The organism is Streptomyces sp. NBC_01381, from assembly GCF_026340305.1.
Classification (GTDB): domain Bacteria; phylum Actinomycetota; class Actinomycetes; order Streptomycetales; family Streptomycetaceae; genus Streptomyces.
Window position 1 is genome coordinate 695,675 of sequence record NZ_JAPEPI010000001.1, and the last position, 20,321, is coordinate 715,995.

Here is a 20,321-nt window from a genome sequence, read left to right on the forward strand (position 1 = left end):
CAAAAGAGGCGCGGCAATGTGAGGCGCCTCACCTACCGATTGTTCGGTCGTCGGCACATTTTGGCTACAGGCACCTCCAGGCTGTGGACAAACGGTTCTCCACAGCCTGGGATGGATGCAGTACGTCCATGGTAGGGAGGCGGGGGGGCATGGCATCTGAACGAATGGCCGACGGGCACGACGGCGATCGTCCGGAAGAGCGGTCGGGCGAGCAGCCGGAAGAGCGGCTCGGCGAGCGGTCGCCCGAGCGCCAGCAAGGTCTGCCGCGCCCGCTGGACGCCATCGACCGGGACATTCTGCACATCCTGCACACGGACGGTCGCGCGTCGATACGTTCCGTGGCCGAGCGCGTCCATGTGTCACGCGCCAACGCGTACGCGCGGATCAACCGCCTCATCGACGACGGCGTGATCCGCGGCTTCGGCGCCAGGATCAACCATGAACGGGCAGGTCAGGGGGCATCCGCATACATCACGCTCAAGATCGTCCAGAACACCTGGCGCACGGTGCGCGAGCATCTGCGCACGCTGCCAGGCGCCTCCCACATCGCACTGGTCAGCGGCGACTTCGACGTACTGCTCCTGGTGCACACGCCGGACAACCGCGCGCTGCGCGAGCTGGTGCTCACCCGGCTGCAGTCCATCCCCGAAGTGCTCAGCACGCGTACGTTGCTGGTCTTCGAGGAGGACGACCTGGAGCCGGAGAGCTGAGCCGTCAGGCCGCGCTGCGCAGCCCCGCGAAGGCCAGCTGGACGACGGCGTCGGCGACCTGCTCCCCCGATGAGGCGCCGCGGGCGTCCGGGCGGTACCACTCCACGATGGAGTTGATCATGCCGAAGAGCAGCCGGGTGGCGAGGCGCAGCTCGACGTCCGAGCGCAGATCGCCGTCCGCGACGGCCTCCTTGAGCAGTGCGGCGACCTGCTGGTCGAACTCCCTGCGCCGCTCCATGGCCCACCGCTCGGTGTCCGTGTTGCCGCGCACCCGAAGGAGCAGCGTCACATAGGGCAGTTCGGCCACGAGCACCTCGACGGTGCGGCGCGTGACGTACTCCAGGCGCTGGACGGCGCTGCCCACGCGCGCGTGCTCCTCGCCGAGGATCCCGAAGAGCCCGTCGAGCGCCCGGCTCACCGCGCGGCGGAGGAGCTCCTCCTTGCCCGACACATGGTGGTAGATCGAGGACTTGGAGATGCCGGCCGCCTTGGAGAGGTGCTCCATGGACGTGCCGTCGTAGCCACGCTCGTTGAAGACCCGCACGGCCACGCCGAGCAGCGTCTCCGGGGTGTACGTGTCCCGCCGTGCGGTGGTCATGAGTATTCCTCTCGCACGGCCTGACGCCGCAGGGCCTGGGACGGTGCGTAACGCCCCGTCGGGTACTCGTCGTTCAGGACATCGAGCGACTCGGCCACCCGGTACGCGGTGAGGCGGCGGCCCCATTCGAGCGGGCCCAGCGGGTAGTTGACGCCCAGCCGCATCGCGGTGTCGATGTCCTCGGCGCTCGCCACTTCGCGGCCCACTGCGTCCAGCGCGAAGTCGACGAGCATCCACACCGTGCGGGCCACGATCATCCCCGGGGTGTGCCCGATGACGCTGACCTTCTTGCCGAGCGCCTGGAAGAGGCCGATCGCCTCGTTCAGGGCCTGCTCGCCCACCCTGCTCGACGGCGCCAGGGCGATCCGGGTCGCGGCCCGGTAGTCCAGCGCAAGGTCGAAGTGGATCGTGGGCTCCGCCGCAGCGTCGGCCGCGGTTCCGTCGGCCAGGGCGAGGTGCACGCCGCTGGGGAGCTCGATGAAGCCCGGGTAGCTCGGGACGCCCTTCCCGCGGCCCACCCGGATGCCCGCCTTCCTGATGAGGTCGACGAGCGCGTCCGCCGGGAAGAGATCGCCGTGGAGGACGACGGACTCGGGGGCCTTCGCCGGCGCCGCGGTGTGCGGCTCCGCAGGCACGGCGTCGCCCCCGTACGCGTACCAGCCCTGTCCGGACTTGCGGCCCAGGCGGCGCGATTCGACGAGGCGGCGCTGGGCGAGCGAGGGCGTGAACTTGGGGTCCTGGAAGAAGGACTCCCACACGGAGCGGGTGACCGCCTCGTTCACGTCCTGGCCGATGAGGTCGGTGAGCTCGAAGGGGCCCATCTTGAAGCCGCCGCATTCGCGCAGGACCGCGTCGATCGTGGCCGGGTCGGCGGCCCGCTCCTCGTAGAGGCGCAGTGCCTCGGCGTAGAAGGGGCGCGCGATGCGGTTGACGATGAAGCCGGGGGTGTCCGCGCTGCGCACCGGGGTCTTGCCCCAGGCCTTCGCCGTCTCGTACGCGCGCGTGGCCGCCGTTTCTTCGGTCGCGAAGCCGCTGACCACCTCGACGAGCGGGAGCAGCGGCGCGGGGTTGAAGAAGTGCAGGCCCACGAAGCGGCCGGGCTTGTCGAGGGTGCCCGCGATGGCGGTGACGGACAGGGATGACGTGTTGGTGGCGAGGAGACAGTCCTCGGCGACAATCCCTTCGAGTTCTTCGAAGAGACGCTGTTTGACGTCCAGTTGCTCCAGGATCGCCTCGATGACGAGCCCGCACCCGGCAAGCCCCGCGAGGCTCTCGACGGGCGTGAGCCGGTCACCGGCGGCGGCGTGGTCGTCGGCCGTCAGCCTGCCCTTCTCGACCAGCCTGTCCAGGCGGGCCGCGATCACTCCGGCCGCTTTCTGCGCCTGGCCCGGCACGGCGTCGTACAGCCGCACGGGGTGGCCCGCGAGCAGGGCCACCTGGGCGATGCCCTGCCCCATGGTGCCGGTGCCGACGACGGCAACGGGGCTGCTGAGCTCGAGTGCTGTCATGCTCGCGATCCTCCCGCACGAGGTGTCCGCCGGAGGGTGCGGGGTGCCCGGCGAGAACTTGTCCACAGGTTCGGCGGACCCCCTTGTCCCGACCGATCGTTCGGTTACTCTAGCTCTGTCCGTCTGTTCCTGCCCACTGCCCTGCCCGGCCCGTCGGCTCGACGAAGAGCCGGCACGACGAGGAGTTGGTCCGACATGGCCGCCGAACTCACCGCGCACCAGCTGATCGCCACCCACCGGCCCACCCTTGACCAGGCGCTGGAGACGATCCGCACGCGCGCGTACTGGTCGCCGCACCCCGAGCACCCCAAGGCCTATGGAGAGAACGGCAGCCTGAGCCTGCCGGAGGGCAAGACCGCCTTCGACGCCCTCCTGGGCGCCCGCTTCGACCTCGACCAGCCGGGCACGGACGACTGGGTGGGCGCGGAAGTCTCGCCGTACGGCCCCGAGTTGGGCATCACGTACCCCCACCCGGACATCGACACGCTGCTCCCTGCGATGCGGGCCGGAATGCGGGCCTGGCGCGACGCGGGCGCGGAAGTGCGCGCGATGGTCTGTCTGGAGATCCTCAAGCGCATCAGCGCGCGCACGCACGAGCTGGCGCACGCGGTCATGCACACCAGCGGCCAGGCCTTCATGATGGCGTTCCAGGCGGGCGGCCCGCACGCCCAGGACCGCGGCCTGGAAGCGGTGGCGTACGCGTATGTGGAGCAGGCGCGCACCCCTGATGCCGCCGAGTGGTCCAAGCCCCAGGGCAAGCGCGACCCGATCGCTCTGGACAAGCGCTTCACGCCCGTGGCGCGCGGCATCGCGCTCCTGATCGGCTGCAACACGTTCCCGACGTGGAACGGCTACCCGGGCCTCTTCGCCTCCCTGGCCACCGGCAACCCGGTCCTGGTCAAGCCCCACCCCCGCGCGGTCCTCCCGCTGGCCCTGACCGTCCGCATCGCCCGCGAGGTCCTCGCCGACGCGGGCTTCGACCCGAACCTGGTGTGCCTGGCCGCCGAGCGCCCCGGCGAGGGCATCGCCAAGACCCTCGCCGTCCGCCCCGAGATCAAGATCATCGACTACACGGGCTCGACGGCCTTCGGCGACTGGCTGGAGACCAACGCCCGCCTGGCGCAGGTCTACACGGAAAAGGCCGGCGTCAACACGGTCGTCGTCGAGTCGACGGACAACTACAAGGGAATGCTGGCCAACCTGGCCTTCTCCCTGTCGCTGTACAGCGGCCAGATGTGCACGACCCCGCAGAACCTCCTCATCCCGCGCGACGGCATCGCCACGGACGTCGGCACCAAGTCGTACGACGACGTGGTGTCCGACCTCGCCGCGTCGGTGAACGGCCTGCTCGGCGACGACGCCCGGGCGAACGGCATCCTCGGAGCCCTGGTCAACCCCGATGTGAAGGCACGCCTGGAGGCGGCCGCCGGAATCGGTGAAGTCGCCCTCCCCTCACGGGAGATCGCCAACCCAGAGTTCCCGGACGCCGTGGTCCGCACGCCGGTGATCGTGAAGCTGGACGGCGCGAAGCCGGACGCAGAAGCGGCCTACTTGAGCGAGTGCTTCGGTCCCGTCTCCTTCGCCGTGGCGGTCGACTCGGCGACGGACGCGGTGGAGCTGCTCCGCCGCACGGTGCGCGACAAGGGCGCGATGACGGTCGGCGCGTACACGACGTCGGACGAGGTGTCGCAGGCCGTGGAGGAGACCTGCCTCGAGGAGTGCGCCCAGCTCTCCTTGAACCTCACGGGCGGCGTCTATGTGAACCAGACGGCGGCGTTCTCGGACTTCCACGGCTCGGGCGGCAACCCGGCGGCGAACTCGGCCCTGTGCGACGGCGCGTTCGTGGCCAACCGGTTCCGCGTGGTGGAGATCCGCAGGGACGCCTGACGCCCGGCGGCGGGTTCAGGCCTCCGCGCCCGGAGGCCTGCCCGCCGACCAGTGGAAGAGCGCCATCCCCACACTGGTCGCCAGGTTGTAGCTGGAGACCTGGGGCCGCATCGGCAGGGACACCAAGTGGTCGGCGCGGGCCCGCAGTTGCGGGGACAGGCCACTGCGCTCGGACCCGAAGGCCAGCACGGCGTCGTCCGGCAGCTTCAGACCGCGGATGTCCTCGCCCTCCGCGTCGAGCGCGAACATCGGCCCCGCGGGCAGCTCGGAGACGTCCATCCGCTCGACGGCCGTCGCGAAGTGCAGGCCCGCGCCACCACGCACGACCGTGGGGTGCCAGGGGTCGAGCGTGCCGGTCGTGACGACCCCGGTCGCCCCGAATCCCGCGGCGAGCCGGATCACCGCCCCCGCGTTCCCCAGATTGCGCGGATCGTCCAGGACGACGACCGGAGCGGCCCTCGGCACCCGTGCCAGCGCCTCCAGATTGGCCGTCCGCGAGGGACGTACCGCGAGCGCGGCCACACCCGTCGGGTGCAGGCGCGGCACAAGATCCCGCAGCTTCTCTTCGGGAACCTGCACGAGGAGCGCGTCGAGAGCGTCCCGCACATCCGGCGCGAGCTCGTCGGCGAGGTCGAGGACGGCGGCCCTGTCGCCCGCAAGCGCCGCCGGAATCCGCGCCCCGAAGCGCAGGGCGTGCTTGATGGCGTGAAAGCCGTCGAGCAGCACGGACGTGTCGGCGAGGCCCCGCCAGGCGCGCACCGCATCGCCCGATCCGGCCACGTCATCCGCGTACGTCCCTGTCATGAAGGGAAGCCTACGCGCGCGTGCTCAGCGGCTTCCGGGGCCGCTTCCGCATCCGCCACGCGCTGCGCCGGCACCGTGCCGCCCCGGGAAAAGACGGCTCCACGCGCGCGTGCCGCCCATCCGCCCACGCGCCGCAGGAACGACGTCGGCAGGAACACCGCGTCGGCCGCGATCATCGCCAGCGAGAAGAACGGCAGCCCGAGGATGACCGCGATGACCGCGTGCTCGCAGATCATGGCGGCCAGCAGGACGTTCTTGACCCTTCTGTTGAAGAGGGTGAAGGGGAAGGCCACCTGCACGGCGACCGTTCCATAGGTCACCAGCATGATCATGAGGCCGTGCGATGCGAGCAGATCGGAGAGCGCGGGCCAGGGGGAGAAGGAGTCGAGCTGCAGCGGGTAGTAGACGGCCGTGCCGTCCTGCCAGCGGCTTCCCTGGATCTTGTACCAGCCTGCCGTCGCATAGATCAGGCACGCCTCGACCATGATCACGAGCAGTGCGGCGTTGTGCGCGAGCTTGGCGACGACGTCGAGCAGCATCCGCGCCTCGCCGCCGGGCGCGCGCCGTCCGACGGCCCACCACAGGCCCTGGATCAGCCACAGCCCCCAGAAGACAAGGAGCCAGCCGCCGCTGAGCTGCCCCAAGAGCGTCACCACGGAGAGGCCGAGGCCCAGGACCCACCACAGCACGGGCCCGACCCGGTCGACGGGCTCCGCGGGACCGCCCGCCTCCACGGCCCCCGCACGCGCGCGTGCGGCGCGCCGGGCGTCAAGGGACCAGACCTGACCGCAGCGCGTGAGGACCAGGTAGGTCGCCATCAGATGGATGACGTTGTCTCCGCCGTCGCCCATGAAGATGGAGCGGTTCTGCAGCGAGAGCACGCCGATCATGAAGAGCACGGACATCGTGCGGGTGCGCCAGCCGAGCAGGAACAGGGCGCTGCTGATGACGGCGACGGCGTAGACGAGCTCGAACCAGAGGTCGCTGTCGGACCACATCAAGGCCGTGAAGGCCTCGTTGTTGGCGATGAGCTGCTGGGCCATGTCCCAGTTCCACGGACCGTCAGGACCGTACAGCTCCGCTCGATGGGGGAACTCGCGCAACAGGAAGAACAGCCAGGTGGCGGCGAAGCCGATGCGGATCACGGCGGTCTGGTAGGGGCCGAGCGCTGATCCGCTGACGTGGCCGATACCGCGGGCGAGCTGGGAGCCGAAGCGATTGATCGGGCGTCCTCCTGTCGTCGGGCGTCCTCCCGTCATCGGGCGTCCTCCGGGTCCTTGGCCAACGGCATGTCCTCGGAGATCACGGACGACCACGGCAGCAGGCGGAACGCCGGTTTGGTGGCGACCTTCTCGTCGCTCCACTCCGGGGCCGGCACGTTGGTGGTCCTGGAGCGGACCTGGACGCGCTCGATGGCGTCGCCCTTGCCGATGGGCTCGGCACGGTCGACGCGCAGCAGCGCGATGCGGTGGAGGTAGCGCTCGGCGAGCTGACCTCGCAGGCCGCTGGGACGATTCTGCGCGTCGTGCGATCCGACGTAGAAGTCCCAAGCCCTGCGCAGCTCGTTCTGCTGGGTGTGGCTGGGCAGCAGATTGCCGTCGATGGCGGCGCTGTCCTGGGCGGAGAGGTCGTACCAGCGGGTGGTCCGGGTGGTCCCCGCCTCCGTGCGGATCTCGGCGCGGGCCTGCACCGCGATGTTCTGCTGCATCGGGTTGGGCGCGAAGAGCTTCCAGTTCTGCTCGAACTCGGGGTAGATCCAGTCGTCGACGACCTCGCCGTGCTGCTTGGTCATCGTGTTCGCGGGGGCGACATGCAGGAAGAGCATCGCGACGTGGACACAGACCGTGGCCGCGACGATCACCAGCGCGAGGACGGCCGCGATCTGATAGCGCGGCGAGAGGGCGGCGATTCCGGTGGGGGGCGCGGTGAGTCCGCTGGGGGGCGCGGAGGGGACGGCGGGGGCGTCGTCGGTGCCGGCAGGGGCGTCGTCGGTGCCGGAGGGGGCGCCGGTGGGTGGTGGGGTCGACGGCTCGCTCGCACTGTTGTCGTTCGCGTCCATTTGGCCCCGATTCCCGATCCCGCACCGTGATGCGCCCGCTGGTCCGCCCGTCACACGGCTCACTACCGCCCGCTCCGCACCGGAACGGTACTCAGGCCTGCCCGCCAGGCACAGCGTCCGTGAAGTTATCCACAGGGTTGACACCTTATGGCGCTGAGCCGCACCATTGAATTCAACGAACCGAACGATCGGTCGGTAGCTAGCTAGAGGTCGAGGGGGACCGCGATGGCGACAGCAGCCGAGCACCAGACGGCCCGGTCCGAGCCGGGCGTGACCGGGACGGACGCCGCGAGCACAGCGGCGTACGAGTCCGCGTTCGACGCCGCGGTGGCGGCCGACGAGCGGATCGAGCCCCGCGACTGGATGCCGGACGCCTATCGCGCGTCGCTGGTGAGGCAGATAGCGCAGCACGCCCACTCCGAGATCATCGGCATGCAGCCGGAGGCCAACTGGATCACGCGCGCCCCGTCCCTGCGGCGCAAGGCGATCCTGATGGCCAAGGTGCAGGACGAGGCCGGACACGGCCTGTATCTCTACAGCGCGGCGGAAACGCTCGGCACGGGCCGCGACGAGCTGCTCGACAAGCTCCACTCGGGCCGCCAGAAGTACTCGTCGATCTTCAACTACCCGACCCTGACCTGGGCCGACGTGGGCGCGATCGGCTGGCTGGTGGACGGCGCCGCGATCACCAACCAGGTCCCCCTGTGCCGCTGTTCGTACGGCCCCTATGCCCGCGCGATGGTGCGCATCTGCAAGGAGGAGTCGTTCCACCAGCGTCAGGGGTACGAATCACTGCTCGCCCTCAGCCGCGGCACCGAGGCCCAGCACGCAATGGCCCAGGACGCGGTGAACCGCTGGTGGTGGCCGTCCCTGATGATGTTCGGCCCGCCCGACGACGAGTCGTCGCACTCGGAGCAGTCGATGATCTGGAAGATCAAGCGCCACTCGAACGACGAGCTGCGCCAGCGCTTCGTGGACATCTGCGTCCCCCAGGCCGAATCCCTCGGCCTCACCCTCCCCGACCCGGACCTGTCCTGGAACGAGGAGCGCGGGCACCACGACTTCGGCCCGATCGACTGGACGGAGTTCTGGGCGGTCCTCAAGGGCAACGGCCCCTGTAACGAACAGCGGATCACCCAGCGCAAGAGCGCTCACGACGAGGGCGCGTGGGTGCGTGAGGCAGCGGCGGCGTTCGCCGCCAAGCACGGGGAGGCGAAGGCATGAGCAGCTCGACCGACTGGCCGCTGTGGGAGGTGTTCGTGCGCTCCCGCCGCGGGCTCTCGCACACCCACGCGGGCAGCCTGCACGCGCCGGACGCGGAGATGGCCCTGCGCAACGCCCGCGATCTGTACACGCGCCGCAGCGAAGGCGTCTCGATCTGGGTCGTGCCCTCCACGGAGATCACGGCCTCCTCGCCCGACGAGAAGGACTCGTTCTTCGAGCCGGCGGGCGACAAGCCCTACCGCCACCCGACCTTCTACGACATCCCGGAGGGGGTGAAGCACCTGTGACCGCGCCCGTTTCCACGACCGCCACCGCCGCGGCCATCGCCCTGGGCGACGACGCGCTGGTGCTCTCGCACCGCCTCGGGGAGTGGGCGGGCCACGCACCCGTCCTGGAGGAAGACGTCGCCCTCGCGAACATCGCCCTCGACCTGCTCGGCCAGGCCCGCATCCTGCTCTCGATGGCCGGCGACGAGGACGAGCTGGCGTATCTGCGCGAGGAGCGCGCCTTCCGCAACGTCCAGCTGGTCGAGCAGCCGAACGGCGACTTCGCCCACACCATCGCCCGCCAGCTCTACTTCTCCACATACCAATCCCTGCTGTACGGGCAGTTGGCGGGCGGGGACGGCGCGTTCGCACCGCTGGCGGCGAAGGCGGTCAAGGAGGTCGCCTACCACCAGGACCACGCCGAGCAGTGGACGCTGCGGCTCGGCGACGGGACGGCCGAGAGCCATGAGCGCATGCAGCGCGGGATCGACGCGCTGTGGCGGTTCACCGGGGAAATGTTCCGGCCGGTGGAGGGCCTCGGCGACTCCGACGGTGTCAACTGGGAAGCGTTGCGCGAGGGTTGGACGGAATCGGTGACCGCGGTCATCGAGAAGGCGACGCTGACCGTGCCCTCCGGTCCCCAGGAAGGGGCCTGGACGGCGGGTGCGGGCCGCCAGGGTCTGCACACCGAGTCCTTCGGGCGGATGCTCGCCGAGATGCAGCATCTGCACCGCAGCCACCCGGGGGCGTCATGGTGACCACGCCGACCGCACCCGAGATGCCCACCGCCCTGGAGAAGGAACTCCTGGCCATCGCAGGGTCGGTGCCCGACCCGGAGCTGCCCGTGCTCTCCCTGGCCGAGCTCGGAGTGCTCCGCGCCGTCCATGTCCGCGCACCGGGCAAGGTCGATGTCGAGCTGACCCCCACCTACACGGGCTGCCCGGCCATAGAGACCATGACCGCCGACATCGAGCAGGTCCTGCACGAGCGCGGGATGGCCGAGGTATCGGTCCGCACCGTGCTCTCTCCCGCCTGGTCGACGGACGACATCAGCGCCGAAGGCCGCCGCAAGCTGGCCGAGTTCGGCATCGCACCCCCGCGCCCGCACAGCGCCGGCGAGCCCGGCAGCTCCGGCGGTCCTGTCCCCCTCACCCTCTCGGTCCGCTGCCCGCACTGCGGCTCGACCGACACCGAACTGCTCAGCCGCTTCTCGTCGACGGCCTGCAAGGCGCTGCGCCGGTGCGTCTCCTGCCGTGAACCGTTCGACCACTTCAAGGAGTTGTGATGGCGCGCTTCCACCAGCTCCGGGTAACGGCGGTCGACCAGCTCACCGACGACTCCGTGGCCCTGACCTTCGACGTGCCTCCCGCCCTGCGCGAGGAGTATCGCTATGACGCCGGTCAGCACCTGGCCGTGCGCCGCTTCGTCGACGGCACCGAGATCCGGCGCACCTACTCGATCTGCGCACCGGCGCCGGACCCCGCAGCCCCCGAAGGGCCCCGCACTCTGCGCGTCGGGGTGCGGCTCGTCGAGGGCGGCGCCTTCTCGACGTACGCCATGAAGGAAGTCGTCGTCGGCGACGAACTGGAAGTGATGACCCCGGCAGGCCGGTTCACCCTGGAACCGGCGCCCGGGCGGTACGCGGCGGTGGTGGGCGGCAGCGGCATCACACCGGTGCTCTCCATCGTGACGACGCTTCTCGCGCGCGAGCCGGACGCCACGTTCTGTCTCATCCGGAGCGACCGCACGGCGGCGTCGACGATGTTCCTCGAAGAGGTCGCCGACCTCAAGGACCGCTGGCCGGACCGGTTCCAGCTGGTGACGGTGCTCTCCCGGGAGGAGCAGCAGTCGGGGCTCGACTCCGGGCGGCTCGACGAGGAGCGGCTCGGCAGCCTGTTGCCGGCGCTGCTGAGCGTCGGGGAGGTCTCGGCCTGGTTCCTCTGCGGTCCGTTCGGTCTGGTGCAGGGTGCGGAGAGAACGCTCCGCGGCCTCGGTGTGCCGCGACAGCGCATCCACGAGGAGATATTCCACGTGGACGACGGCCTCGCGACCCCTGCCGTCCCTGCCACGGCCCCCTCGCACAGCACCGTGACGGTCACCCTCGACGGACGCTCCGGCACCTGGCCGGTGCGCGACGGGGAGTCCCTGCTCGACACCGTGCTGCGCAACCGCGCGGACGCGCCGTACGCCTGCAAGGGCGGCGTGTGCGGGACCTGCAGGGCCTTCCGGGTCTCGGGCGAGGTGCGGATGGACCGCAACTTCGCGCTGGAGCCCGAGGAGACCGACGCCGGCTATGTCCTGGCCTGCCAGTCGCATCCCGCCACGGACACGGTGGAGCTGGACTTCGACCGCTGAGCGGTCAACGCCGCCGAACGGTCCGGCGCCCACGGAGCGGACCGCCGCTGTTCCCTTCCCATAGAACCTGTTCTATCTTGACGACTCGTCAGAAACGACGGCACGTCGGTCGACCGGGGCGCGGAGGGACAAGCAGTGGACTTCACCTTCACCGAGGAACAGCAGGCGGCCGTCGAGGCGGCGAAGGCGGTCTTCGCCTCCGTCGCCCCGGACGGAGTGCCCAGTCCCGCCCTCACCCCGGGAGCGGTGGCCGAGGACTTCGACCGCGCGCTGTGGGCCAAGCTCGCCGACGCCGACCTGCTGAGCCTGCTCCTCGACCCCGAGTACGACGGCGCGGGCCTGGACGCGATCGCCCTCTGCCTGGTCCTGCGCGAGTCGGCGAAGGTGCTCGCCCGCGTCCCGCTCCTGGAGAGCAGCGCGGCCGCGTACGCCGTACAGACCCATGGCGGCGAGGAGTTGAAGCGCCGCATCCTCGCCCCGGCCGCCCGCGGTGAGCTGGTCCTGACGGTCGCGGCGAGCGGACGCACGGGCCACGACCCCGCCGAACTCGCCGTCACCGCACGGCGGGACGGCGAAGACTGGCTGCTCGACGGCGTCCAGACGGCCGTGCCCTGGGCGCAGAACGCCGACATCGTGGTGGTGCCCGCCCACACGACCGCCGGCCGGTCCCTGCTCGCCCTGATCCCGCGCGTGCACGAGGGCCTCACCCTCGGCGAGCAGGTCTCCACGAACGGGGAGCGGCTCGGCGAGCTCCGCCTGGAGTCGGTGCGGATCGGCGCCGGCGACGTCATCGAGGCCGACGGGGCCTGGGACCGGCTGCGCGATCTGCTCGCCACCGGCACCTGCGCGCTTGCTCTCGGCCTCGGCGAGGGCGTGCTGCGGATGACCGGCGAATACACCAGCAAGCGGGAGCAGTTCGGGTTCCCCGTCGCCACCTTCCAGGCCGTGGCCGTGCAGGCCGCCGACCGCTATATCGACCTGCGCGCGATGGAGGTCACCCTCTGGCAGGCCGCCTGGCGCGTCAGCACCGGCGCGAGCGGCGCCCTGCCCGCCACGGGAGACGTGGCCGTCGCGAAGATCTGGGCCTCCGACGGCGTACGGCGGGTGGTGCAGACGGCGCAGCATCTGCACGGCGGCTTCGGCTCCGACACCGACTACCCGCTGCACCGCTACCACGCCTGGGCCAAGCAGCTGGAGCTGTCCCTCGGCCCGGCCGCGGCGCATGAGGAGGCCCTGGGCGACCTGCTGGCCGCCCACCCCCTCGGCTGAGAACGCGGCTGGGAACGCGGCTGGGAAAGTGACCGAAACCGCGGCTGACACCGCGGACGAAGAACTAGATCACGGTGCCCGGCTGGCCCTTGTCGTCGACCACGGGCCGGCCCGTGGCCTGCCAGACCTGCATGCCGCCATCGACGTTCACCGCGTCGATGCCCTGCTGCCCGAGGTACATGGCGACCTGCGCCGAGCGCGCCCCGGACCGGCAGATGACGTGGACCCTGCCGTCCTGCGGCGCGGCCTCGGTCAACTCGCCGTAGCGGGCGACGAACTCACTCATCGGGATGTGCAGCGCACCCGCGGCATGCCCCGCCTGCCACTCGTCGTCCTCGCGGACGTCAAGGAGAAAATCACCGTTCGCGAGGTCGTCGACGACGACCGTGGGCACCTGAGAACCGAAAACCATGTCTCCGACGCTACCCGAAGGCCCGCACGGTCAACCGCCTAGGCGGTGAGCCGCGCCAGCTCCGCCTCGCGCTCGGTGACCTGCGCGAGCAGCTGCTCGGCGATCTCGTCGAGCAAGGTGTCCGGGTCGTCCGGCGCCATCCGCAGCATCGAGCCGATCGCGCCCTCCTCAAGGTCACGGGCGACCACGGAGAGCAGCTCCTTGCGCTGGGCGAGCCACTCGAGGCGGGCGTAGAGCTCCTCGCTGCGGCTCGGCCGCTGCGCATCGGGCACCGGCCCCGCGGCCCACTCGTCGGACAGCTCCCGCAGCAGGGGCTCGTCCCCGCGGGCGTAGGCGGCATTGACCCGCGTGATGAACTCGTCGCGGCGGGCGCGCTCCTGGTCGTCCTGCGCCAGGTCGGGGTGGGCCTTGCGGACCAGGTCGCGGAAGAGCTTGCGGGCCTCGTCGCTCGGCCGCACCCGCTGCGGCGGCCGCACCGACTGCTCGGTCAGCATCGCGGCGGCTTCCGGGTAGAGCCCGTCCGTGTCCATCCAGCCGTGGAACAGTTCCTCGACGCCCGGCATCGGCATGACCCGCGCCCGCGCCTCGTCCGCCTTGCGCCGGTCCTCCGGGTCACCGCTGCGGGCCGCCAAGGCCTCGGCGATCTCCGCGTCCAGCTCGTCCAGGCGCGCGTACATCGGGCCGAGCTTCTGGTGGTGAAGCCGGGAGAAGTTCTCCACCTCGACCCGGAACGTCTCGACGGCGATCTCGTACTCGATCAGCGCCTGCTCGGCCGCCCGCACCGCCTTCTCGAGCCGGTCCTCGGGCCGCCCACCGGCCCCTTGCCCCGCCTCCCCGCCAGAAGCCCCCTCAGGAGCTCCGCGGTCGGCATCGGCGGACTCGGGGTCAGGTGTCTCAGGCTGCGTCGGCTCGGCTTCCGGGGTCGTCACCTGTCCAGCCTAGGTCACCGGGCAACCGCCCCAGCTGCCACGGCCCGCATCTCTCCACAGCCCTCCGTTTCCCTCCGTATCCCCTGCAGCCCTCCGTGCCCCTCATCGCCCATCACATCCGGGATCACACTCCGGACTCCGCGACCACACGCCCCTCCTTGACCGCACGCACCAGATCCGCGTGATCCGCCTCCGTCCGGTCCGCGTATGCCACGGCGAACCGCGCCACCGCCTCGTCCAGCTCCTCGCCCTTGCCGACGTACCCGGCGATCAGCCGCGGATCGGCGCTGTGCGCGTGGGCGCGGGCCAGCAGGGCCCCGGTCATCCGGCCGTAGTCGTCCAGCTGGTCGGCCGCGAGCTCCGCGGGGTCCACGCTGCCCTTGCGGTTCCTGAACTGCCGTACCTGGAAAGGCCGTCCGGACACGGTCGTCCAGCCAAGCAGGAAGTCGCTGACCACCTGCATCCGCTTCTGCCCGAGCACCACCCTGCGCCCCTCGTGCGCGACCTGGGGCACATCGAAGCCCGCCACGGGCAGATGCGGGAGCAGCGCGGAGGGCCGCGCCTCCTTGACCTGGAGCACCAGCGGCTCGCCCCGGTGGTCGAGCAGCAGCACCACATACGACCGCAGGCCGACGCTTCCCGTGCCGACGACCCGGAAGGCCACGTCCTGGATCGCGTACCGAGCGAGCAACGGCAGCCGGTCCTCGGCCAGCGTGCCCAGATACGTGCCGAGCGCCGACGTCACTTCGGCGGCCTCCGCGTCCGGTATCCGCCGCAGCACCGGAGGAGCGTCGACGAAGCGCCAGCCCGCGGTAGAGCCGTCGTCGCCCTCGACCCGCTCCGTGGACTTCGCGGCGAACTTGGCGCTCGTGTTCTGCCGGGCCTTCTCGGAGACCCGCTCCAGGGTGCCAAGCAGGTCCCTGGCGTCCGTGTGCGAGACGAGCTCCTCGTCCGCGATGGCGTTCCACGCGTCGAGCGACGGCAGCTTGGCGAGCAGCCGCATCGTGCGGCGATAGGCCCCCACCGCGTCGAAGGCCGCCTCCTCGCAGGCGTCCTCGCTCGCCCCGGCCTCGCGCCCCGCGAGCACCAGCGAGGCGGCGAGCCGCTTGACGTCCCACTCCCAGGGGCCGTGCGCCGTCTCGTCGAAGTCGTTCAGGTCGATGACCAGGCCGCCGCGCGCGTCCGCGTACAGGCCGAAGTTGGCCGCGTGCGCGTCACCGCAGATCTGGGCGCCGATCCCGGTCGCGGGCGTACGTGCGAGGTCGTACGCCATGAGTCCGGCGGACCCGCGCAGGAAGGCGAAGGGCGTCGCGGCCATCCTGCCGATCCGGATGGGCGTCAGCTCGGCCAGCCTGCTGCGGTTGGACTCCTCGACGGCGGCGACCGGGTCGGGCCGCCCGTCGTCCTCGGCGAACCACGCGTGCGCGGCGCGGCTCACCCGCTCCCGCAACGCCTTGCCCTCCCGCTTGGGCGAGGCCGGGGACGGCCACCGGGCAAACCCGTCCACCTGCGGCAGCCTCGCCCCGCCGGACCGCGTCCCATCGGACCGCACCTCGCCGGACCGCGTCCCACCGGTCTCCGCCACGACCATCGCCATTGCCTCGCCCCCGCATGCCCCGTGTCCAGGCGTCGCCCCCACGGACATCGCCTGGCCAAGACGTTACCGCCGGGCGCCGATCGGCGTCAGAGCCTGTGGATAACCCCGGCCTCCGCCGATCCGCCCTCCTTCTCCGTCTCCTTCCCCCTCGAATTCCCCCTCGAATCGGCCGAATCGGCGCCCCGATAGGGAGCCATGGAGGGCCCGTCCGGCCTGACCGTGACCAGTGCCTGCGGCTTCGGCGCGGTCGAGGGCGGCGTCGGGCTGGCCGGACCGGCGGTCAGGGTCGAAGCGCTCCGGCTCGGGGTTCTCCTCGATCTCCACCAGCGCCCAGGCAGCCGCAGCGCTTCCTGACTCCGAGGCGTCGCCGAGACCGAGTGCGGCGGCCCGGTGGCTCCACCACCCACAGTCGAGACGCCTGGTGGTAGCGCACATAGGAGAGACCGTCTCTTTTGTTCTGCGCACCGCATGCCTAGATTATTTCCACACCTCAAATTGAGCCGGGATCGCCCTTGTCGTTCTTTTTTCGAACTCCCGTCAATTAGGGCTATCGATTCCATCAAGTAATGCGTCCCCTGGAGGAACAATGCCGAACGTTGAAATTTCGGAGGAATTCGACCTCGATCTGAACGTCGAGTTCGTGTCGGCCGACTCGGTTTCCCAGTCCGCCTACAAGTCGATCGGGAGCGTCCCTTGCCCGCCCACCTACTGGCACTGTGCGGCCGAATAAGGTGAGTAGTTTCTGAGTGGTGGGGCGGCTCGTGACCGAGTCGCCCCACTTCAATGCGTCGAGATGGGGCGAGCGAGGTTCATGTTGGACGGTCGGGAATCCGAATTCGAATCGGGCGAAGTCGCACTCTTACGAGTCGCTGCCCTTCCGATGGTTTCTGCAAGATCCGCAACGGCGGAGTCCATCTCGCAGGACTGCCACTCGAATTACGAGGACTGGTTGCGGTGGAATGTAGCAAGGCTGGCCGCCGAGCCAGAGCTGTCCGCAGCGGTGCGCCTTGCAAGTCCCAGCCTCGCGGGCGAGCTGGCCAAGGTGCTCAACGGAACACCGCTCAAGCTCAAGGCCTTCAGGTCGTGGTCGACCGCGCTGAGGTCGGGGCGAGTGCACAGGCCGGTGGGGACGTGGGGAGCGTCAGCGTCAACCTGCTCCGGCCTGTTCGACTCGAGCAATTCCACGAGGGAACAGCCGAATTGACCGGCGGCCGGTGGACCGTGGGCGGCACACAGGGCCGCGCACCGGGGCGTAGGCGCGCAGGCCTCCGAGACAGCCGCCGGACCGGTCGCCAGGGGCGGATTCGCCGGCGGTACCGGCCCAGAGGCGCGGCACGAGCGGACGCGGGAAGCCAGCATGTGTCACAGCAAAGGTGACCTGTGCGACGGATGAATGGCCACCTGGCGCGCTGTTTCCGCCAGGAGCATCGGGTTGGAGGCCTGGCTCCCGAGGCGCAGAGCTCGATGGATGCCGCTGAGAGTGTTGCGAGCAAGTGGGGCTGCTGCAGGCGATGGTGCGGGGCGCACTCTCTTGATTCCTCCTCAAGTCGCGGCAGCGGGCAGTGCGGGCTCACTGCCGTCCCACCTACGCGGGAAGCGACGCCGAGGAATATACCTTCGGGAAGGTTTATTGGCGAGGTACTTTTCGAACCGCGAGAGCTGTCATCAGGCGTCACCGTGGTCGACTTGCCGCGAGGTCGGCGATCACCCCGAGCCTCAGTTCGCCGCCTCGGCCGTCCGGCGAAGGGGCCCTCGCCGCATCCCACTCCGTACATGCGCGGGGTCGAGCGAGAGCGCGAACGAGGATGCGGTGACGCCCGGAGCGAACGTCACGGCGAGCAGGGTGAGTTGGCGGCTGCGCGGTACGCCGGGTACACGCACGCGGGTCCCTTGGCAGGCCCGGTGGGGGCGGCAGAAGGCATGCGCGGCACGGTGAAGATCGAGGCGAGCCGCATGGCCGGGTGGCCGTGCCGGCACATGCGGCGGGGTCGCGGCGTCGGCAGGACCGAAGGCCGCCACGGCCGACCGGACGGCCATGCCTACCAGGCGGAAGCCGTGCGGGTCCCGAACCGGGACTGCGGCCGTGCTGCCGGATTCCGCCGCGCGTTCCTCGCGCAGGCTCAGGGCTGCGGGGTCCAGGCCGCGACCAGATCGAGGAGGCCGGGGAAGCGGGCGTTCAGGTCCTCGACGCGGACGTGACTGCGGCGTTCGAGCCCGTACTGGCGCTGGCGCGTGACGCCCGCCTCGCGCAGCACCTTGAAGTGATGGGTGAGCGACGACTTCGGCCGGTCGAGGCCGAACCAGCCGCAGGTGTGGTCGAACTGCTCGGATTCCAGGAGGAGTTTGCGGACGATCGTCAGTCGCAGCGGATCGCCGAGGACGCCGAGGACGGTCTCGAGGCGCATTTCGTCGGCAGCCGGTTCCGGTAGCGGTTCGGGCAGCCCGTGAGGCTCTGGCAGCACCTTGATGACAGGCGTGGGGCCTGCGGTCGTAGGCATAGGCAACTCCTCATAACCCGATTCCTATGTACGACTCTGATCGTACAGCATGCTAAGTTCGATCCAACTCGTACTGCAGGGTGTCGAAAGGAAGCGTCATGTCCCAGACCCGGACCTCCCCCGTTCAAGGTGTCGATGGGGGGCAGCAGAGTGGCACGACGAAGGTCGGCGAGCGGGCTTTCGCGCCGTTGTGGTGGGTGTGGTTGGCGGCGTGGCCGGTGACAGCGGTGTTCGTGCTGTCGAATGCGGCGACGCCCCTGTATGTGCTGTGGCAGCGGGACATCGGGTTCTCCAAGGGGACGCTGACCGTGGTGTTCGCGTTCTACATCGTGGGGTTGATCGGGTCGTTGCTGGTGTCGGGGGTGGTGTCGGACCGGGTGGGGCGCAAGCCGGTACTGGTTCCGGCGCTGGTGCTGGCGTTGTTGGCGTGCTTGATCTTCGCGACGGCGGCGAGCGTGGCGGCGTTGATCGTGGCGCGGTTGTTCACCGGCATCGCGGTGGGTGCGGTGGTCTCGGCGGGGATGGCGGCCGTGACGGACGTGGCGGGTCCGGAGCGCAAGCGGATCGCCGCGTTGCTGGCGTCGTGCGCGATGGTGTTCGGTGCGGGGCTCGGCCCGTTGCTGGCCGGGGTGTTGTCCGAGGTGGCGCCCGCGCCGACCGTCACCGTCTTCGTGGTCGAGGCGGTGCTGCTGATCACTGCGGTGCTGGCGGTGTGGCGGATGCCGGTGGCCCGGCCCGCGGTGGTGAAGAAGGGGACCTGGGTGCGGGTGCCTGGAGTGCCGAAGGGCAACGGCCGTCAGCTCGCCCTGGGGATCGCGGTGTTCGCGCCGGGCATTACCGCGACGTCGTTCGTGTTGTCACTGGGTCCGTCGCTGCTGTCGGGGCTGCTCGGCACCACCAGTCGGATCGTGGCCGGGGCGATGGCGTTCGTGATGTTCCTGGCGGCGACGGGGGTGCAGTTCGCGGTGCAGCGCCTCGCGCGGCGCACCATCCTGACGGCCGGCGCGGTGAGCACCACGCTGAGCATGATCACTCTGATCGTCGCGGTGCACACGTCGTCAGTGGCGGTGCTCATCGCCTCCGCACTGCTGGCGGGCGCGGGGCAGGGAATGGGGCAGCTGGGTGGACTGTCGCTGCTGAACTCCAGTGTTCCATCGCAGCGCCTGGCGGAGGCCAACGCGGCGCTGAACGTGGGAGGTTACATCCCTGCGGGCATTCTGCCGGTGTCGGCGGGTTACCTGAGTGACGCGGTGGGGCTGACCAACGGTGCCACGATCTTCGGTGTCGTACTGATGGGCCTTGCGGTCATCGGCGGTCTGGTGGTCCGCGCCACCCGACGCCAGGCGACCGACCCGGCCTGAACTCGGCCTTACGGACCGCGAGCGGTCCGGACAGGCGCGACGTGCTCCCGGGGAGCGGTACACCGCTGGACGGCGGCGGTGTACTGCTTCCCGGGAGCACTGTCAGTTGGGCGGAAGTACTCTCAGCCGGCGCGGATCGCGTGGAAGAGGAGGGCGCTCAACTCCTGCCAGCGGGGTACGACGTCCGCGCGGCTGTTGAGAACGTCGGACACGTGCTGGGAGCCGAAGAACGCGGAGACGAGGGAGCGTGCAGCCTCGTCCGGGGCGACGCCCGCCCGCAGTTCACCCGCCTCGCGGGCGGAGGTCAGCAGGGACTCGATGCGGGCGATCCAGTCGACGTACGGCGTCGGCAGCTCGACGTCGATCTGCGGACGTTCGATCTGTAGCCGGGCACCGGCCTGAACGATGACGTCGTCCTGGAAGGCCTCGGCCGCCCACTCCAGCATGCGCACAACGGTGTCTACGGGACCGAGCCCCTCATCCCTGATCTCGCCGAACATTTTCGGCCAACGCGCGTAGTGCTCATCCACGATCGCCACGGCCAGCGCTTCCTTGGTCGGGTAGTGGAAGTACACGGCGCCCTTGGTCATTTCGACCCGGTCGGCCACGTCTTTGACCGAGGTATGGCGGAATCCCCTCTCGGTGAAGAGCTCTGCGGCCCCCATCAGAACCCGGTGGCGGGTGCGGGCCGAGCGCTCCTGCTTGAGGTCGGGGCTGGCCCTGACGCGGGCTTCTTTCCGGGCGATCGCAGGGAGTTGCGGCTCTGACATGCGGGCCATCCTCTGGTTGTGGAGCGTGATCAATGAAGGGGGTGGCGCAAAACGATCCTTCTAATATACCTTCC

The 20,321-nt window shown here is 70.2% G+C and carries 21 protein-coding genes; 10 read left to right on the top strand and 11 right to left on the bottom strand.

The window, feature by feature from the left end:
- Positions 1-149 precede the first annotated feature (149 nt).
- Positions 150-710, top strand: coding sequence for an Lrp/AsnC family transcriptional regulator (locus OG453_RS03360; protein WP_266864347.1), 561 nt, complete (start codon positions 150-152; stop codon positions 708-710).
- Positions 711-714: 4 nt separating this feature from the next.
- On the opposite strand, the gene OG453_RS03365 is transcribed toward OG453_RS03360, so the two are convergent.
- Both OG453_RS03365 and OG453_RS03370 read right to left on the bottom strand, forming a co-directional pair.
- The gene (locus tag OG453_RS03365) at positions 715-1,308 is read right to left on the bottom strand and encodes a TetR/AcrR family transcriptional regulator (protein WP_266864348.1); all 594 of its coding nucleotides are present in this window, start codon (positions 1,306-1,308) and stop codon (positions 715-717) included.
- Positions 1,305-2,816, bottom strand: a complete 1,512-nt coding sequence (locus tag OG453_RS03370) for a 3-hydroxyacyl-CoA dehydrogenase (protein ID WP_266864349.1) — start codon at positions 2,814-2,816, stop codon at positions 1,305-1,307. Before OG453_RS03370 ends, OG453_RS03365 begins: the two co-directional genes overlap by 4 nt.
- 195 nt (positions 2,817-3,011) lie before the next feature.
- On the opposite strand from OG453_RS03370, the gene paaN reads away from it, so the two are divergent.
- Positions 3,012-4,703, top strand: coding sequence for a phenylacetic acid degradation protein PaaN (paaN, locus tag OG453_RS03375; protein WP_266864350.1), 1,692 nt, complete (start codon positions 3,012-3,014; stop codon positions 4,701-4,703).
- A 15-nt stretch (positions 4,704-4,718) separates the two neighbouring features.
- Here paaN and OG453_RS03380 read toward each other — a convergent pair whose 3' ends face one another.
- Genes OG453_RS03380 through OG453_RS03390 form a run of 3 tightly spaced genes read right to left on the bottom strand, consistent with a single transcriptional unit; the run spans position 4,719 to position 7,566 of the window.
- A complete protein-coding gene (locus OG453_RS03380; protein WP_266864351.1) occupies positions 4,719-5,507 on the bottom strand; it encodes an RNA methyltransferase in 789 nt (262 codons plus the stop codon).
- The gene (locus tag OG453_RS03385) at positions 5,504-6,766 is read right to left on the bottom strand and encodes an HTTM domain-containing protein (RefSeq protein WP_266864353.1); all 1,263 of its coding nucleotides are present in this window, start codon (positions 6,764-6,766) and stop codon (positions 5,504-5,506) included. The genes OG453_RS03380 and OG453_RS03385 overlap by 4 nt, the downstream gene beginning before the upstream one ends.
- The gene (locus OG453_RS03390; protein WP_266864355.1) at positions 6,763-7,566 is read right to left on the bottom strand and encodes a DUF5819 family protein; all 804 of its coding nucleotides are present in this window, start codon (positions 7,564-7,566) and stop codon (positions 6,763-6,765) included. The genes OG453_RS03385 and OG453_RS03390 overlap by 4 nt, the downstream gene beginning before the upstream one ends.
- A gap of 225 nt (positions 7,567-7,791) precedes the next feature.
- Here OG453_RS03390 and paaA point away from each other — a divergent pair, with 225 nt between their 5' ends.
- From paaA to OG453_RS03420, 6 genes are all read left to right on the top strand, one after another.
- Positions 7,792-8,790 carry a 1,2-phenylacetyl-CoA epoxidase subunit PaaA gene (gene paaA / locus OG453_RS03395; protein WP_266864357.1) on the top strand — a complete coding sequence of 333 codons (999 nt, stop codon included), beginning with the start codon at positions 7,792-7,794 and terminating at the stop codon, positions 8,788-8,790.
- Positions 8,787-9,077 (top strand): 1,2-phenylacetyl-CoA epoxidase subunit PaaB, encoded by a 291-nt coding sequence (paaB, locus tag OG453_RS03400; protein ID WP_135336541.1) that lies wholly within the window; start codon positions 8,787-8,789, stop codon positions 9,075-9,077. Before paaA ends, paaB begins: the two co-directional genes overlap by 4 nt.
- A complete protein-coding gene (gene paaC, locus OG453_RS03405) occupies positions 9,074-9,814 on the top strand; it encodes a 1,2-phenylacetyl-CoA epoxidase subunit PaaC (RefSeq protein ID WP_266864360.1) in 741 nt (246 codons plus the stop codon). Before paaB ends, paaC begins: the two co-directional genes overlap by 4 nt.
- Positions 9,808-10,341 carry a 1,2-phenylacetyl-CoA epoxidase subunit PaaD gene (gene paaD / locus OG453_RS03410; protein ID WP_266864362.1) on the top strand — a complete coding sequence of 178 codons (534 nt, stop codon included), beginning with the start codon at positions 9,808-9,810 and terminating at the stop codon, positions 10,339-10,341. The genes paaC and paaD overlap by 7 nt, the downstream gene beginning before the upstream one ends.
- Positions 10,341-11,411, top strand: coding sequence for a 2Fe-2S iron-sulfur cluster-binding protein (locus OG453_RS03415; RefSeq protein ID WP_266864364.1), 1,071 nt, complete (start codon positions 10,341-10,343; stop codon positions 11,409-11,411). Before paaD ends, OG453_RS03415 begins: the two co-directional genes overlap by 1 nt.
- Before the next feature lie 135 nt (positions 11,412-11,546).
- A complete protein-coding gene (locus OG453_RS03420; protein WP_266864366.1) occupies positions 11,547-12,680 on the top strand; it encodes an acyl-CoA dehydrogenase family protein in 1,134 nt (377 codons plus the stop codon).
- 64 nt (positions 12,681-12,744) lie between these two features.
- On the opposite strand, the gene OG453_RS03425 is transcribed toward OG453_RS03420, so the two are convergent.
- The 3 genes from OG453_RS03425 to OG453_RS03435 form a co-directional block, all read right to left on the bottom strand.
- Entirely contained in the window at positions 12,745-13,074 is a 330-nt protein-coding gene (locus OG453_RS03425; protein ID WP_266869690.1) for a rhodanese-like domain-containing protein, read from the bottom strand.
- Positions 13,075-13,130: 56 nt separating this feature from the next.
- The gene (locus OG453_RS03430) at positions 13,131-14,021 is read right to left on the bottom strand and encodes a J domain-containing protein (RefSeq protein ID WP_266864368.1); all 891 of its coding nucleotides are present in this window, start codon (positions 14,019-14,021) and stop codon (positions 13,131-13,133) included.
- A gap of 124 nt (positions 14,022-14,145) precedes the next feature.
- The gene (locus OG453_RS03435) at positions 14,146-15,612 is read right to left on the bottom strand and encodes a DUF2252 domain-containing protein (RefSeq protein WP_266869691.1); all 1,467 of its coding nucleotides are present in this window, start codon (positions 15,610-15,612) and stop codon (positions 14,146-14,148) included.
- A 201-nt stretch (positions 15,613-15,813) separates the two neighbouring features.
- On the opposite strand from OG453_RS03435, the gene OG453_RS03440 reads away from it, so the two are divergent.
- Positions 15,814-15,972: a hypothetical protein gene (locus tag OG453_RS03440; RefSeq protein WP_266864370.1), complete on the top strand. Its 159-nt coding sequence runs from the start codon at positions 15,814-15,816 to the stop codon at positions 15,970-15,972.
- A 1,362-nt stretch (positions 15,973-17,334) separates the two neighbouring features.
- On the opposite strand, the gene OG453_RS03445 is transcribed toward OG453_RS03440, so the two are convergent.
- A complete protein-coding gene (locus tag OG453_RS03445) occupies positions 17,335-17,499 on the bottom strand; it encodes a hypothetical protein (RefSeq protein ID WP_266864372.1) in 165 nt (54 codons plus the stop codon).
- 239 nt (positions 17,500-17,738) lie between these two features.
- The gene (locus OG453_RS03450; RefSeq protein WP_266864374.1) at positions 17,739-18,116 is read right to left on the bottom strand and encodes a helix-turn-helix transcriptional regulator; all 378 of its coding nucleotides are present in this window, start codon (positions 18,114-18,116) and stop codon (positions 17,739-17,741) included.
- Between the two features lie 98 nt (positions 18,117-18,214).
- On the opposite strand from OG453_RS03450, the gene OG453_RS03455 reads away from it, so the two are divergent.
- Positions 18,215-19,477, top strand: a complete 1,263-nt coding sequence (locus OG453_RS03455; protein ID WP_266864376.1) for an MFS transporter — start codon at positions 18,215-18,217, stop codon at positions 19,475-19,477.
- Between the two features lie 122 nt (positions 19,478-19,599).
- On the opposite strand, the gene OG453_RS03460 is transcribed toward OG453_RS03455, so the two are convergent.
- Positions 19,600-20,247, bottom strand: a complete 648-nt coding sequence (locus tag OG453_RS03460) for a ScbR family autoregulator-binding transcription factor (RefSeq protein ID WP_266864378.1) — start codon at positions 20,245-20,247, stop codon at positions 19,600-19,602.
- Positions 20,248-20,321 lie beyond the last annotated feature (74 nt).